This window comes from Streptomyces uncialis (assembly GCF_001905345.1).
Taxonomy (GTDB): Bacteria; Actinomycetota; Actinomycetes; order Streptomycetales; family Streptomycetaceae; genus Streptomyces; species Streptomyces uncialis.
In genome coordinates this window covers 398,223-412,863 of record NZ_LFBV01000002.1, presented here as the reverse complement: position 1 = coordinate 412,863, position 14,641 = coordinate 398,223, and the positions used below count along the sequence as shown (strand labels likewise).

Sequence of the window (14,641 nt, the reverse complement as noted above, 5' to 3'; positions counted from 1 at the left end):
GGACGAGACGGATCAGGAGTGCCGGGTATGGCGGGTGCGCGGAGTGCCGAACTGCTCGTGGACGCCTTCGGGCGGGTCCGGGAGGAGGTGCACGCGGTCGTCGGGGGACTCACCCCGGACGACCTCACGGCCCGGGTCGACCCGGACGCCAACAGCGTCGGCTGGCTCGTCTGGCACCTCACCCGGGTCCAGGACGACCATGTGTCCGACGCGGCGGGCATCACTCAGGAATGGGTCACCGGGGACTGGGTGACCCGGTTCGGGCTGCCGTACGCCCGGCTGGCCACCGGGTACGGGCACTCCGCCCGTCAGGTCGGCCGGATGCGCGTCGGGTCCGCGCGGCTGCTGACCGGCTACCACGACGCCGTGCACGACCGGACGGTGCGCTACGTACGGGAACTCGCGGACACCGACCTGGACCGGGTGGTGGACGAGGGCTGGTCCCCGGCGGTGACGCTCGGCGTCCGGCTGATCAGCGTGCTCAGCGACGACCTCCAGCATGTGGGGCAGGCCGCGTTCGTCCGGGGGATGCTGGAGCGGGCGGGCGGTTAGCCCCTCACCTCGCGCGCGACGCCGGACCTTCCCTGGCCCGGTGGCCCGACGGCCCGGTGGCCTGACCGCCCGGTGGCCCGTAGCCACTGCCACCGGTGCCGCCTGGCCTCCGTGACCGGCCCCGGGCACGACCCCCACGATCGTCCATGTAGCGTGCATCGATCATGTCCGGCCCGGCGCGCGACCGCGTTCCGCGCCGGCCGCGATCCGACCCCGTGTCCCGCCCCGCCGGGGAACGCCCCGGTCGCCCACCGCGCCCGCCACCACAGGAGTCCCGCACATGGCCACCGACCTCATGCCCCGGTACGCCGACCGACTCGAACTGGGCGAGGGCGTCCGGTCCGTCGACGGCCGGGTCTTCCTGGTCGACATCCCCACCGGCCGTCTCCTCGCGGCGCCCGCCGACCCGGCCGCCCCGCTGGAGACCGTGCTGCGGACCGGGGTGCCGCTGGGCGCGGTCGCCCCCGTCGCCGGGCGTCCGGGGAGCTGGATCGCCGCGGCGGGCACCGGGATCTGCCTGCTCGGTCCGGACGGCGGGACCCGCTGGCTGGCGCGGCCCGAGGACGACGCGCCCGAGCGGATGCGGATGAACGACGGGAGCGCCGACCCGCACGGCCGGTTCTGGGCGGGCAGCATGGCGTACGACGCGGTGGCGGGTGCCTCGTCCCTCTACCGGGTGGACCGGGACGGCACGGTGACCCGGGCGGTCACCGGACTGACGGTCCCCAACGGCCCCGCGTTCAGCGCCGACGGCACCCTGATGTACCTCGCCGACAGTGTGAAGGGCGTGGTGCGCCGCTATCCGGTCGACCCGGCGAGCGGTGAACTCGGTACTCCGCAGCTCTTCGTGACGTTCTCCGAGGGGCTGCCCGACGGGATGACCGTGGACGACGAGGGCGCGCTGTGGGTCGCCGTGTGGGGAACCGGCACCGTCCACCGGTATCGCCCCGACGGGGTGCGCAGCCATCTGCTGCGGCTGCCCGCCGCCCAGCCCGCCGGGGTCTGTCTGCACGGCGACACGCTCCATGTGACCAGCGCTAGGGGCGGTCTGGCGGACCCGGGCCCGTACGACGGCGCCGTCTTCACGGCCCGCGTCGAGGTCCCCGGCCCGCCCGCCGCCGCGTACCGGCCGCTCTGACCGGCCACGGGCGGGGTTCCGGGCTCGTCCGAGCTGAACGTCCCGTGTACGCAGGCGAAATGGTCGTGCGCCTCGCCATCAGGGCGTCAAGTGGGCCTGACGGCGAGGGGATCGGGTGGGACGTCGAGGGACCCGGTGCCAACTCCGGGTAACGAGTGGGCGTCGGGGTTCCCGGTACGGCTGCGGACCAGGGGGACCGGGGGAGTACTGTGCGCTGGTTGTCAGACCCCCCGTACGGAAGTACGACAGTTCGTGGAGGATTCATGAAGGGAACACCCCGTGCGTGGAAGCGCTCGGGCGTCCTCGTGGCGGGCGCGGCCGCCGGGTTCGTCGGGCTCGGCCTCTGCGCCCTCCCGGCGTCCGCCCACACCCCGGTGTGGTCCGTGACCTGCTCCGAGGTGACCGTCGACCTCAAGGGATACCAGGACAAGAACGACAAGGTCACCAACACGGTGACCATCACGGTCGACGGTAAGGACCTGCTGCCGACGAAGAAGTTCGGAGCTGCGTTCTCGGACAAGCTGACGCTGCCCGGCCACAGCAAGGAGCTGGAGGTCCGGCTGGTCGTCGAGGCGGGCGACGGCGACCAGTTCGACGTGGACGAGACGAAGACCGCTCCGGTGTGCGAGTCCCCGAAGCCGTCGGGGACGCCCGAACCGTCCGGCACCCCGGAGCCGTCCGGGCCGGGCACCCCGACGCAGACCCCCGTGCCGTCGGAGCCGCCGTCCTCGGGCCCGGCGCAGCCTTCGGAGCCCGGTTCGCCCGAGCCGAGCGGGACCGGTTCGCCGGAGCCGTCCGAGCCCGCGGCGAGCGAGAGTTCCACGGCCCCGGCCGTGCCCACCCCGGCGTCCAGCACGGCGCCGTCGGACGAGGACCTGGCCGCGACCGGCGGCTCCAGCGCGACCCCGGTGATCGCCGGTGCCGCGGCGCTCGTGGTGCTGGCCGGCGGCGGCATCCTGATCGCCACCCGCAAGCGGCGCGGCGCCAGCGACTGACGCCCCTGACAGCCGTACCGGTGCCCCGCCGTCCCCAGGACGGCGGGGCACTTCGCGTCCGCCCCGGCCCGGCCGCCGTCCCGGTCCAGCGCAGGCGTCGGACACCCGTACGAAGGTCACGTCCGGCCATGTGACACGTGCCGGGAAATCGCGTTGCGGACCGCGTGCACCGCACCGCACCATGCGACGCGACCGGTCGGACGAGGGACGGATACGACGAGTGACGTGGAAAGACGACGAACGGCAGGTGCTCACCGGTGCCGACGGCATACCGGTGATGACCTATGTCAGGGGTGAACGCGCGGGGCTCCCCTGCGCGGATCTCGCGGAGGTGACCGGCCCCGGCGCCGTACCGGCGGTGCTGGCCGGTATGCCCGGCTGGGCCGTGTCGGGCGGGGTGGAACTGGGGCGGGCGCTGCTCGCCGAGGGCGCGCGGGTGCTGCGGCACGCCCATGGGATGCGCCGCGAGCTGACGGGGGATCTGCCACCCCTGGCCCCTTTCCCGGCGGGCCCGGACGGCCCGCCGTCGGTGGTGCCGTACGACCGGGACCCGCGCGCGCTGCTGCCCGCCTGGCGTGCCGCGTTCGGCCCGGGACACCCCGACCACCATCCGGGCGGGGACGAGGAGGCGTTCCGGGAACGGCTGGCGCCGCTGCTCGGCGGACGGGTGCTCGGGCCGGTGCTGCCGTGCAGCGCGCTCGCCGTGGACGGCGGCGACCGGGTGGTCGCGGGCGTCATCGTCACGGACCGCGAGGGCCAGCCGTGGATCGCGGACGTGTTCCGGGAGCCCGGTCCCCGCTACGCCGGGGTGGGCGACGCGCTGCTGCGGCATGTGCTCGCGGACGCGGCCGCGCGGGGGCTGGACTCCCTCGAACTCGCGGTGACCGACGGCAATCCGGCGCGCCGCCGCTACGAGACCCTCGGTTTCCGCCTCACCGGCACCTATCTCACCGTGATCGTCCCCGGCGCGGTGCCGGACTGAACCGCGTGGCCCCGGACCGCCACGAACGGGCGCGTCTTTCGTTGACAAGGCGCGTATCCGACCGACGACACGATCCGGGAGACCAGCCAGTGAACCTCCGTCACGCCACGCTCGCCGCCACCGCCGGCGCGCTGATGATGTGCGGCGCGGCCACCGCCCAGGCGGCGGCCGCGTCCGTCACCACCGACAGCAACGACCAGGGGCGGTCCGTCGACCTCAGGAAGGAGACCGCGCACCTCACGCACGACATGGACCGCAAGGCGACCACCCCGGTCCATATGGCGGGCTACCTGCTGTCGGCCGCCCGGCCGCGGGGCTGAGCCGCCCCGGGGACCCGTTCACCCCCGGCCCGGGACACGGGTCCCCGTCGCGCGTCCGCCCCGATGCCGACGCGGAGCACCGCCGCCGGTCGCGGCGGGGGCGCGCCGTACTGGACCACGGCCACGGCGATCAGTCCGACGGCCAGCCCCGCCACCGTCCAGGGGCCCAGCGGCTCACCGAACGTGAGGGCGCCCCATACGACCGTCACCGGAGCCATCAGGAACATCAGGGTGTTGACCCGGGTGACACCCACCCGCCGCAGCATCAGCCAGTACAGCCCGTAGGCGCCGAGTGTCGCGACGGCCGCGAGCCAGAGCGTCGCCGCCCAGAAGTCCGGGTCGGCCGGCGGGACGGCGGAACCGCTCACGAGCGCCGCCGCCGCGCAGAGCACCGCGCTGGTCCCGGTGTGCAGCGTCATCGACACCGCCGGGGCGACCCGGGTGGGGGAGCGGGCCTCCAGCACGGTCGCCGCCACCAGGGACAGCATGCCGAGCACCGGTATCGCGTACGCCCACCACGGCGCCGTGGTCCCCGCCGCGTCGGCCGCGGCCACCAGCCCCGCACCCGCGACCCCCAGGCACAGTCCCGCCCACTGCCGCCCCGACACGTACTCCCGCAGCAGCGGTCCGGCCAGCGCTCCGGCGACCAGTGGCTGGATGCCGTCGATCAGCGCGGTCGTCCCGCTGGAGACGCCCAGCTGGATGGCGTAGTACACCGCCAGGACGTATCCGCTCTGGGACAGCGCGCCGATCACGATCTCGCGGGCGGCCTCCCGCGCGGTCAGTCCGCGCCAGGCGCCCCGCGCCCGCAGCGCGGCGAACGCGAACAGCAGCAGGGCCAGCGGCACGAACCGCCACATCAGCACCGTCAGCACGGGAGCGGTCCCCGCCCCGAGCTTCGCCCCGATGAACCCGGAACTCCAGCACACCACCAATGCCGCCGAGAGCAGGACGTTCACGGTTCCTCACCTCCCACGACCCGATCACCCGTGGGCCGTCTCCGTTCCGGGTATACCGATCTGTTTACCTCGGCACCTGGCTCACTATACAGATCGGTCTACTATGGGGAGGTGAGTACTTCTTCGGACCGTGACAGCGACAGCGACCGTGGCAGTGGCAGTGGCAGTGGTAGGGGCCACGACAGCGGCTCGACCGGCTCGGGTGGTCCGCCAGGCGCGGGTGGTCCGGATGCTCCGGCGGCCGGACTCCGCCGGGTCGCCATGACGCCCGCCGGGCGCCGCGTACTGGCCGCGGCCGAGCGCCTTTTCTACGACCGGGGCATCCACGCGGTCGGCGTCGACCTCATCGCGGCCGAGGCCGGAGTCACCAAGAAGACCCTGTACGACCGCTTCGGCTCCAAGGACCAGCTCGTCGTGGAGTACCTCGCCGACCGGGACGAACGCTGGCGCGCCTACCTTCTGGACCGGCTCGGCGCCGCCGCGCCCGCCGACCGGCTGCGGACCGTCTTCGACGCGTCCGCCGACTGGATGACCGAGCACAGCCCGCGCGGCTGCGGCATGGTCAACGCGCGCGCCGAGATCAGCGACCCCGGGCATCCGGCGCTCCCCGTGATCAGCGGTCAGAAGCGCTGGATGCTGGATCTCTTCACCCGGCTGGTCCACGAGGGCGGCGGCGCCGGAACGGGACGGCGGGCCGACGCGGTGGCCCGCTCGGTGATGCTGCTCCACGAGGGCGCTCTGGTCGCCCATGGACTGGGGCTCTTCCCTGACCCGATCGGCCACGCGGGCGCCCGGGCGGTCGAACTGGCGGGGCCGCCCGGACGGGGACGGTGACCGGACCCGTCGTCCAGGGTGCGCCGGACCTTCGCCCCGGGGTGCCGGGCCCGGTGCGCCGACCTAGGCTGACGGCAGTCCCAGGGGATCGGGAGGTCCGTCATGCCGCGTCCCGTATGGTCGGGGGCCATCACCTTCGGCCTGGTCACGATCCCGGTCAAGGTGGTGCCCGCCACCGAGAACCACAGCATCTCCTTCCATCAGTACCACCGCACGGACATGGCCCGGGTCCGGGTCAAGAAGGTGTGCGAGACGGACGGCCGGACCCTCTCCGTGGACGAGATCGGCCGGGGTTTCCAGACCCCCGACGGCGACACGATCGAGATCACCGAGGACGAGCTCGACGCCATCCCGCTGCCCACCGCGAAGGCCATCGAGATCTCCGGCTTCGTGCCCGCCGCGAGCATCGACCCGATCCGGATCGGTGAGGGCTACTACCTGGAGGGCGCCGGACAGGTCGCGGCGAAGCCGTACGTCCTGCTGCGCAAGGCGCTCGAACGCAATGCCAAGGTCGCCGTCGCCAAGTTCGCCTGGCACGGCCGGGAACGGCTCGGGCTGCTGCGGGTGAAGGACGATGTCCTGGTGCTGCACGCCATGAAGTGGCCCGACGAGGTGCGGTCCCCCGACGCGCTGGTGCCCGGTGACGTCGAGGTCGGCGAACGGGAGATCGAGGCCGCCGTCACCCTGGTCGACAGCATGCCCGCGACCGAGCCCTCGGCGTTCAAGGACGAGTACCGCGAAGCGCTGGAACAGGTCATCGCCGCCAAGTCCTCCGGCACCGCACCGCCCGAGGCCGTGCCGGACGAGGAGCCCGGCGGCGAGGTGCTCGATCTGATGTCGGCGCTGCGGCAGTCCCTCGAACGGACCCATGGCGAGGAGGCCCCCGCGGGCCGCGAGGCCACCGTCCATGAACTGCCCCGCAGGTCGGCCCGGCGAGGCAGCGCGAAGGGCGCGACGGGGGACGGGGCCGCTCGGGGTACGTCGAAGAAGGCCGCCGCCAAGAAGGCACCCGCGAAGAAGGCCGCCGCCAAGAAAGCACCCACGAAGAAGTCGGCTGCTGAGAAGGCGCCCGCGAAGAAGTCGGGTGCGGCCAAGGGCGCGGCGAAGAAGGCCCGGAGTCCGGCGAGCACCGCGAAGAAGCCGGCGAAGAAGTCTGCGTCCGCGTCCACCACGAAACGGAACACCCGGACCGACAAGTCGGCGTGACGGACCCACGGGCTGCCGGGGCGCCGCGATGGGCGCCGCGCGCGGCGAGGGGCCGGGCCCCGGCTCCGCCTTCCCGCTCGCAATGCCCCCGCCCCGCCCCCGCGCGTTCCCGCCCCCGGGTGCCCGTCCGCGGTCGCCGTCGACCCGCGCTTCGGTCGCGGCCCGGCCCCTGCCGCGCTCCACTGCCCGGGGCCGCGTGGCCCCGGGCCCGGCATCGCCGCCGTAACCCGGGTCCCGAACAGCGGTGCCGTGTGCCGGATCGCGCCCCGAATGGCCTCACTTCACGCCGTTCCAGGCGTCAAAGGCGACCTTTCGTGCATATCGTCGGAGGGCAGCCGAATCCCAAGGTCAGGAGGCCGGTACTCATGACGAAACGTGGGTGGCGGAACAGTATGGCCGGGGAGCTCTCGGCCGAGTTCGCCGGAACCTTCATCCTCATCCTCTTCGGATGCGGAGTGGTCGCGCAGGTGGTCGCCGCCGGTATCGGTGACCACGACAGCATCGCCTGGGCCTGGGGCCTCGGCGTGACACTCGGTGTGTACGTGGCGGCCCGGATCAGCGGCGCCCACATCAACCCCGCGGTGACGCTGGCGCTCGCGGTGTTCAAGGGCTTCTCGTGGCGCAAGGTGCTCCCGTACGCGCTCGCGCAGACACTGGGTGCCTTCCTCGCCGCGCTGCTCGTCCGCTGGAACTACAGCGAAGTCCTGGCCATGGCGGACCCGGGGCACACCTTCAAGACCCAGATCGTCTTCTCGACCCTGCCCGGCAACGGCAGCCTCCCGATCAGTGAGTGGGGGGCCCTGCGGGACCAGATCATCGGTACGGCGATCCTCCTGTTCGTCATCTTCGCGGTGACCGACCTCCTCAACACACCGCCGGGCGCCAACCTCGGACCGCTGATCATCGGTCTGCTGGTGGTCGCCATCGGGATGGCGTGGGGCACCGACGCGGGCTACGCCATCAACCCGGCCCGTGACCTCGGCCCCCGGTTCGCCAGCTACATCACCGGCTATCACGACGCATGGCGAGATCAATACGGCAACATCTACTTCTGGGTGCCGATCGTCGGACCGCTCGTCGGCGGTGTGCTGGGTGCCGCGGCCTACCGCTTCCTCATCAGCCCGTTCCTGACGGAGGCCGACGCGAAACCGCAGGAACCCGGCCGGGTACCCGCGCCGGACGGCGAGAGCTGACCTCCGGGACCTCCACCATGACCATGTGCCCACCCGGGTCCGCCCGGGTGGGCACGTCGTTCTTCGCTGACCGCGCGCGGGGCCCCGTACCTGTGGGGGAGGACCCGACCTACGAGAGGCCGAAAGGTGTCAACCTCGGGTTGACGGCAGCTGGAGTGTCAACCTAGGGTTGCCTCATGACCGAAGCGCAGCACATCAAGCCACCCGTCCGCCTCGACGATCTGATCGACGCCATCAAGACCGCGCATCCCGACACCCTCGAACAGCTCACCAGCGCGGTAGTCGCCGCCGACCATCTCGGTGAGGTGGCCGACCATTTGATCGGCCACTTCGTGGACCAGGCCCGCCGGGGCGGAGCGTCCTGGAGCGACATCGGCAGGAGCATGGGAGTCACCCGCCAGGCCGCCCAGAAGCGGTTCGTGCCCAAGAATCCGGGGGAGCCTCCGGCCCTGGACCCCGGTCAGGGCTTCAGCCGCTTCACCGTCCCCGCGCGCAATGTCGTCACGGTCGCCCACAACGACGCCAGGGCCGCCGACAACGACCAGGTCGGCACCGTCCATCTGATCCTGGGGCTGATCACCGAACCGCGATCCCTCGGAACCCGCGCGATCACCGCGCAGGGCGTCGGCCTCGACGCCCTCAAGGAGGCCGCCAGGGCCGCCCTGCCGCCCGCGGCCGAGGACGTGCCGGACCTGGTGCCGTACGACGCCGGGGCGAAGAAGGCGCTGGAACTGACCTTCCGTGAGGCGCTGCGGCTCGGTCACAACTACGTCGGCACCGAGCATCTCCTGCTCGCCCTGCTGGAGTTCGAGGACGGCCGGGGCGTGCTCTCCGCCGCGGGGGTCGCCAAGGCCGCGGCGGAGGAGTTCGTCGTCACCGAACTGGAAGCCGTACGGGGATGATCCCCGGCCCGCCCGGCGGCGACCGTGTGCCGGGGCGTGCGCCGCGTCGTGCGCCGGGGTGCGCCCGTTCGTGCGTTCGGCCGCTCGGCGTGTGAACCGTCACAGGCTGAACCAAGCGGCGGCCGGAAGCGTATGAGCAGGTGAAACCGGAACGTACCGGCGAACCCGCTCACCCGGGTCCGACCGCCCCGGCCGGGCCCCGGGGGCGGCGCAACCGCCCCCGGGGCCGCCGGGGCGACCGTCCAGGGTGGCCGCGCCCCCGCGGAGGCCCCGCATGCCCATCAGCAGAGACACCGACCTCACCTCGTCCGACCCCGGCGGCGCGGCCCCGCCGCCCGCGCTGCCGCAACGGCTCCGGCGCTGGGCCGTCACCGCCCGCGACCAGGCCGCCGTCAGCGCGCTGACCGAGGAGGCCGGGCTCCTCGGCCGGGACGACATACGGCTCGTCCTCGTCAGGGAGGACACGGCCACCGGGCTCCGCTGCGACTGGTCCGCGCTCGCCCGCCAGCTGTACGTCCTGGAACTGTCCGCCGCCGAGCGGGTGTTCCTCGGCTTCGTGCTGTCCATGGCCGGTTCCCATCAGACCGCCCTGTCCCGGGTCCAGGAACTGGACGAGGCCCGGCTCGCCATCGTCCTGCGGGCCCTGGTCCGGCTGTCCGGGAACGGGCGGATAGCCGTTGGCACCCGGGTGTGAGCGGCCACCGACCGCCCGGTGCGCCTGTTCCCCGCGTCGTACCGGTGGGGCGCGAACATACCCGGAACGGCGCGGAGTTCTGTGCCGTAGCGCGTACGGCCGTCGATGGCGGTCCGGTGAATTCCCGTCGGACGGAAGCCGCCCGTCCGTGGGCCGCTCGACGGGACCGCAGGTCAACGAGGTGCGGGGGAGACGGGTTTCGGCCAGCCGCCCCGGAGCGACGCGCGGTGGTCTGAACGCGGGGCGCGGCTCGCCCGTACTCAACGCCGTTCGGCCGCTCCACGGCTCGCCGCCACGGGCGGCACCGCTCCCCAGGAGGTCACCCCGTTGAAACACCAACGCATACCCAAGCGCAAGGCGGCTGTGGCGGGCGCCGCTGTCGTCGCCCTCGGCGCCGCGGCCGTCCTCCTGCCGAACGCCGGTGCGACGCAGAGCGGCCCGGACACCCCGGCCCTGCGGCAGTTCACCCCGCCGGCCGCCTCCGAACTCTCCGCGCGGCTCGCCGACCGACTGGGCCAGAACTTCGGCGGCGCCTACTACGACAGCGACGAGCGGCGTGTCGTCGTCAATGTCGCCGGTAACGACGACACGGCCGCGGACCAGGTCCGCGCGGCCGGAGCCGTCGTCCGCAGCGTCGAGCACAGCGTCACCGAACTGAAGGCCGCCTCCAGCACCCTCAAGGCCGAGGCCACCATCCCGGGAACGTCCTGGGCCGTCGACCCCGTCACCAACGAGATCCGGGTCACCGCCGACCGGACCGTCAAGGGCGCCGACTGGGACCGGCTGAAGGCCACCGTCGCCGGACTCGGCGCGGACATGGCCCGGATCGAACGGGCCGCCGGTGAGTTCACCCCCTTCGCCTCGGGCGGTGACGCCATCCTCGGCGGCGGCGCGCGCTGTTCACTCGGCTTCAACGTCACCACCCGCGACGGCGCCCCCGGCTTCCTCACCGCGGGCCACTGCGGGGTCGCCACCGCCCGCTGGACCGAGGCCAACGGCACCCCGCTCGGCACGATCCAGGAGGCGACCTTCCCCGGCTCCGGGGACCTCGCCGTCGCGTCGTATGACGACCCGGCGGTCCAGGCGCCGAGCGTGGTCGCCGTGGGCCAGGGCCGGACCGTCGCGATCCGCCAGGCTCTCGACGCGACCGTCGGCCAGGAGGTCTCCCGGATGGGCAGCACCACCGGGCTGCACGAGGGGCGGGTCACCGGTCTGCACGCCACCGTTAACTACGCCGAGGGCACCGTCAGCGGACTCGTACAGACCGATGTGTGTGCCGAACCCGGTGACAGCGGCGGCCCGTTGTTCACCCGTGACGGCGGAGCCGTCGGTCTGACCTCCGGCGGCAGCGGCGACTGCGCGGGCGGCGGCATCACCTTCTTCCAGCCCGTCACCACCGCGCTGACCGCCTTCGGCGCGACCCTCGGCGACGGCGGCAGTGGCCAGCAGCCGCCCACCGACCCAGCGCCCCCGCAGGACGGCACCACGAACCCGCCCGAGGACGGCGCGCCGGGTGAGGACGACGACTGACGCGCCCCCGAAGCGGGCGGTCCGGCCGTCCCGGCAGCACGGCCGGACCGCCATCGGGCGTCCTTCGCGGCCACCGGGGAACAGCGCTTGACCTCAATCATGGTTGAGGCCGGATGCTGCTCCCATGAACGCGACGAGCATGGACGACAGGACCCGCGCGGTCGAGACCGAGGCGATCGAGCAGGTCGTCGCCGAGATCCAGTACGCGCAGCGCAACGAACTCCCCGATAGATTCGCGGCCTTGTTCCGCCATGACGCGATCTGGACGACGGGCCACGGCAAACGGCTCATCGGACGGGACGAGATCGCGGAGTTCACCCGCAAGGTGCCCCCCGGCTCGTCGAAGCACGGACTGGGTACCTATGAGGTGGTGCACATCCTGTTCGTCCGCCCCGATGTCGCCGCGGTCAAGGTCCGCCAGCGGTACGTCACCCCGGACGGCGAGCTCATCGAGAGCGAAGGTGAGGGCACCCCGCTCCATGTGATGTCCAAGGAGGACGGTCGCTGGGTCCTGACGGCCAGTCAGAACACCCAGGTCTTCGCCGAGTAGCCCGCACCCGGCGGAGCGCATCAGCCACCACCCCGAGCCACGCGGTCGCCGATCCCCCCACGGCACCCCGTGGCCCCCACCGGGGGTGGTCCGGAAGGCACCCGCCTCCGGACCACCCCCGCATCCGTGTGCCGGCCGCCGGTGACTCCGCGCCCACGAGGGTTCCGTGACCCCGCGTGCCGTGGTCGCCTTCGGCGTCCGTCCGGCCAGATTCACTCGTCCCGCGAACCCCGGCCTCGCCCGCCCGCGCCCCACCGGCGCAGTGCGGTGACGGCCTCCGCGCGGTCGCCGGGCGACAGATCCGCGATCGTGACGTGGTGGTTGCCGCCCGGCACCCACAGCACGCGCGCGTCGCCACGGCCGGTCCGGAAGGGCTCCGCGACGGAAGGGTCCTGGGTGCCGTTGACGAAGAGCAGCCGGGAGGCGCGCCGCCGCACCCAGCTGTCGATGTCGGGCATGGCCTCGGTGTCGAACCGCATCGGGATGTCCCGCGGCACGAAACTGCGGGGCTCGACGGCGTCCGGGTAGCGCAGCAGTCCGTCCAGATGGGCGGTGGGTACGTCGAGATAGCCGAGCTGTGTGCCGAGTTGGTACCAGTAGGGGATGAAGTCCCTCGCCGTGGAGTCCGCGTAGGCGGGCAGGGCGGCGGTCCGCTCCAGCCATGCGTACAGCGCGTCGGTGGAGGCGTCGGGGCCCGGGACAGCCGCGGCGTCCTCGGCGGTGTGGCGCTGCCAGAACATGAACGGCACCCGCAGCACCGCGGTCTCCAGTGCCTTGTCGGCGCTGCCGATGACGCGGAAGGTGTCGCCGGTGGCGGCGGCCCAGGCCTCGTAACGGGCGACGAGATGGCCGCGGCGCAGCAGCATCTCCCGCTGGACCGTCCTGAGCGCGTCACGGGCGGCGACGGTGCCCACATGCTCCAGGAACCGCACATACGCGGAGTCCTCGCGGTCGTCGACATTGTTCGGGGCGGAGTAGGCGACGGTCCCGTCCACGTCGTGCGGGTGGAAGCGGCGGTGGTACACGCTGGCCGTACCACCCTTGCTGCCTCCGGTGGAGATCCACGCACCGGGGTACAGGCGGCGGAAGAGGCGCACCACACGGTGATGATCCGCGGCGGCCTGCCGGATCGTCAACGTCTCGAAACCGGGAGCCGCCGGACGCGAGGTGCCGAAGAAGCGGTGCTCCACGCCGATCTGATTGCCGCCGAGCAGGACAGCCGGTTCGGTCCGCCGTGGCACGAGCGGCACTTCGTATCCCGTGCTGAACAGGACGGTCGGGCGGTGGGCGGCGGTATGGAGCAGGGTCAGCCGCTGCTCGAAGGTCCCGGCCCCGGGCGCGCCGTGGTCGACCGGCTGGCGCAGCCCGAGCACGAAGAAGCGGTAGCCGGGCTCGGCGCCCGGCCGTTCCTCGATGACACGCAGGCCCGGCAGCGCCCGCAGGGCGTCCATCGGATCAACGGTGCCTACGGGCTTCCGCTCCGCGGCCCGCACGGGGGCCGCGGCCAGGCCGGCCGCCGAGGCCGCCGACGCGGCGGAGGTGAGCAGACGTCGTCTCGTGGGGGCGCGCATGCGGGTCCTTTCCTGTGCCGACCGCCTCAAGTACATCGGGCGGCGGCACCTGGAAGATCCCCCACGCGAGGGGACCGGCTCCCCCTGCCGGGGGAGGAGGAGCACCGGACAGGCGGGAGCAAGCGCCTACGCGTCCCGTGACGCGGGCCGCGCGCGGACGAGCGTCCTCAGCATCGCGGCGCCCGTCGCCACCGCCGCGAGGTGCAGGACCGCCGCGAGCGCGAGGTTCTCCGGCAGGGAAACGCCGGCCGGTCGTGCGACCGCCAGGTACAGGGTGAACGGGAGCTTCCAGCCGCTCCAGGCGAACAACGAGCCCGAGCCCAGCCAGCCGAGCACCGTCGGACCCCATCGAGGGACACGCGCGGGCCGTCCCCGGACGGCAGCCCAGACAGCGGCGGAAGCCGCCAGGGCCCAGAGTCCGAAGACTCCGGACAGCGCGTGCCAGACGAGGTCCCGATCGTCGCGGTGGGCGACACCCGCGGTGCCGCCCACCGCCCAGTACAGCCAGACGAGACCGACCGCGGCGCCGACCGCGGCCGTCCACGGCGGCAGCCCTGGTGAGCCCCCTCCGCCGTCCCCGAGCCGGCCGGTGAACGCCTCCGGCCAGCGCCGCCGCAAGTACATCGGCAGCGCGAGGGCCAGACCCAGCCCCGTACCCACGAATCCGATCTGGACCAGCACGGCCTCCCAGACCGGCATCGACGGGTCGGTGCCGCTCCCGGATTCCGGAGCGTCCAGCAGCGAACCGAGAACGGCGTACGGGAGCACCGGGACGAGGAACCCCGTCCCGACCCAGGCGCAGAAGACCAGCGGCGCTCCCGGTATGCGGGTTCCCCATGGCCTCACCAGTGCGAGCGCCATCGCGATCCCGATGCCCGCCATACCGATCGTGGCGCTGTTCAGCACCACCCACTCCGCCTTGCCGAACCCGGCCCCGACCGGCAGCAGCCCCAGGAGCGAACCGACCACCCACGACACCTTGATCAGCAAGTACGGCGTCAACGCCAGCGCCGCCCCGTATGCCGCGAACCGCCCGACCCGATCCCAACGATCCACCGGAACTCCCCTCTCAGACAGCGGAGTTCAAGACTCGGCCGGGACCGAACCCGCAAGCATCGACCGCCAGGCGTATCCGCCTCCCCACCCAGGACGAGGGAGTGTCGGCCGACAGGACCACCGTCCTGGGTGATCCGGGCTTCGCGGCGCACATGTGTG

At 73.0% G+C, this 14,641-nt stretch carries 15 protein-coding genes; 12 read left to right on the top strand and 3 right to left on the bottom strand.

What is annotated here, in order from left to right:
- Positions 1-27 precede the first annotated feature (27 nt).
- The 5 genes from AB852_RS10135 (at position 28) to AB852_RS10115 (ending at position 3,987) form a co-directional block, all read left to right on the top strand.
- Positions 28-552, top strand: a complete 525-nt coding sequence (locus AB852_RS10135; RefSeq protein WP_073786247.1) for a mycothiol transferase — start codon at positions 28-30, stop codon at positions 550-552.
- 280 nt (positions 553-832) lie between these two features.
- On the top strand, positions 833-1,690 hold the full coding sequence (locus tag AB852_RS10130) for an SMP-30/gluconolactonase/LRE family protein (RefSeq protein ID WP_073786246.1): 858 nt from the start codon (positions 833-835) through the stop codon (positions 1,688-1,690).
- Between the two features lie 263 nt (positions 1,691-1,953).
- Positions 1,954-2,685 (top strand): LAETG motif-containing sortase-dependent surface protein, encoded by a 732-nt coding sequence (locus AB852_RS10125; RefSeq protein ID WP_073786245.1) that lies wholly within the window; start codon positions 1,954-1,956, stop codon positions 2,683-2,685.
- Between the two features lie 220 nt (positions 2,686-2,905).
- The gene (locus AB852_RS10120; protein WP_079184482.1) at positions 2,906-3,667 is read left to right on the top strand and encodes a GNAT family N-acetyltransferase; all 762 of its coding nucleotides are present in this window, start codon (positions 2,906-2,908) and stop codon (positions 3,665-3,667) included.
- A gap of 89 nt (positions 3,668-3,756) precedes the next feature.
- Positions 3,757-3,987, top strand: a complete 231-nt coding sequence (locus AB852_RS10115) for a hypothetical protein (protein ID WP_073786243.1) — start codon at positions 3,757-3,759, stop codon at positions 3,985-3,987.
- On the opposite strand, the gene AB852_RS10110 is transcribed toward AB852_RS10115, so the two are convergent.
- On the bottom strand, positions 3,954-4,946 hold the full coding sequence (locus AB852_RS10110; protein ID WP_073786242.1) for a DMT family transporter: 993 nt from the start codon (positions 4,944-4,946) through the stop codon (positions 3,954-3,956). The genes AB852_RS10115 and AB852_RS10110 overlap by 34 nt on opposite strands.
- 261 nt (positions 4,947-5,207) lie before the next feature.
- Here AB852_RS10110 and AB852_RS10105 point away from each other — a divergent pair, with 261 nt between their 5' ends.
- The 7 genes from AB852_RS10105 (at position 5,208) to AB852_RS10075 (ending at position 11,855) form a co-directional block, all read left to right on the top strand.
- Positions 5,208-5,780, top strand: coding sequence for a TetR/AcrR family transcriptional regulator (locus AB852_RS10105; RefSeq protein ID WP_073786241.1), 573 nt, complete (start codon positions 5,208-5,210; stop codon positions 5,778-5,780).
- Between the two features lie 102 nt (positions 5,781-5,882).
- Positions 5,883-6,986, top strand: coding sequence for a non-homologous end joining protein Ku (gene ku / locus AB852_RS10100; protein ID WP_073786239.1), 1,104 nt, complete (start codon positions 5,883-5,885; stop codon positions 6,984-6,986).
- A gap of 365 nt (positions 6,987-7,351) precedes the next feature.
- Positions 7,352-8,179 carry an MIP/aquaporin family protein gene (locus AB852_RS10095; protein ID WP_073786237.1) on the top strand — a complete coding sequence of 276 codons (828 nt, stop codon included), beginning with the start codon at positions 7,352-7,354 and terminating at the stop codon, positions 8,177-8,179.
- 176 nt (positions 8,180-8,355) lie between these two features.
- Positions 8,356-9,081 (top strand): Clp protease N-terminal domain-containing protein, encoded by a 726-nt coding sequence (locus AB852_RS10090; RefSeq protein ID WP_073786236.1) that lies wholly within the window; start codon positions 8,356-8,358, stop codon positions 9,079-9,081.
- A 274-nt stretch (positions 9,082-9,355) separates the two neighbouring features.
- Positions 9,356-9,775, top strand: coding sequence for a hypothetical protein (locus tag AB852_RS10085; protein WP_073786233.1), 420 nt, complete (start codon positions 9,356-9,358; stop codon positions 9,773-9,775).
- Positions 9,776-10,102: 327 nt separating this feature from the next.
- A complete protein-coding gene (locus AB852_RS10080; protein WP_079184481.1) occupies positions 10,103-11,305 on the top strand; it encodes a S1 family peptidase in 1,203 nt (400 codons plus the stop codon).
- A gap of 124 nt (positions 11,306-11,429) precedes the next feature.
- Complete coding sequence (locus AB852_RS10075; protein ID WP_245876703.1) at positions 11,430-11,855, top strand: SgcJ/EcaC family oxidoreductase; 426 nt, start codon at positions 11,430-11,432, stop codon at positions 11,853-11,855.
- 212 nt (positions 11,856-12,067) lie between these two features.
- On the opposite strand, the gene AB852_RS10070 is transcribed toward AB852_RS10075, so the two are convergent.
- Together AB852_RS10070 and AB852_RS10065 are read right to left on the bottom strand one after the other, a co-directional pair.
- A complete protein-coding gene (locus AB852_RS10070) occupies positions 12,068-13,426 on the bottom strand; it encodes a S28 family serine protease (RefSeq protein ID WP_073786228.1) in 1,359 nt (452 codons plus the stop codon).
- Between the two features lie 126 nt (positions 13,427-13,552).
- Entirely contained in the window at positions 13,553-14,482 is a 930-nt protein-coding gene (locus AB852_RS10065; protein WP_073786223.1) for a hypothetical protein, read from the bottom strand.
- Positions 14,483-14,641 lie beyond the last annotated feature (159 nt).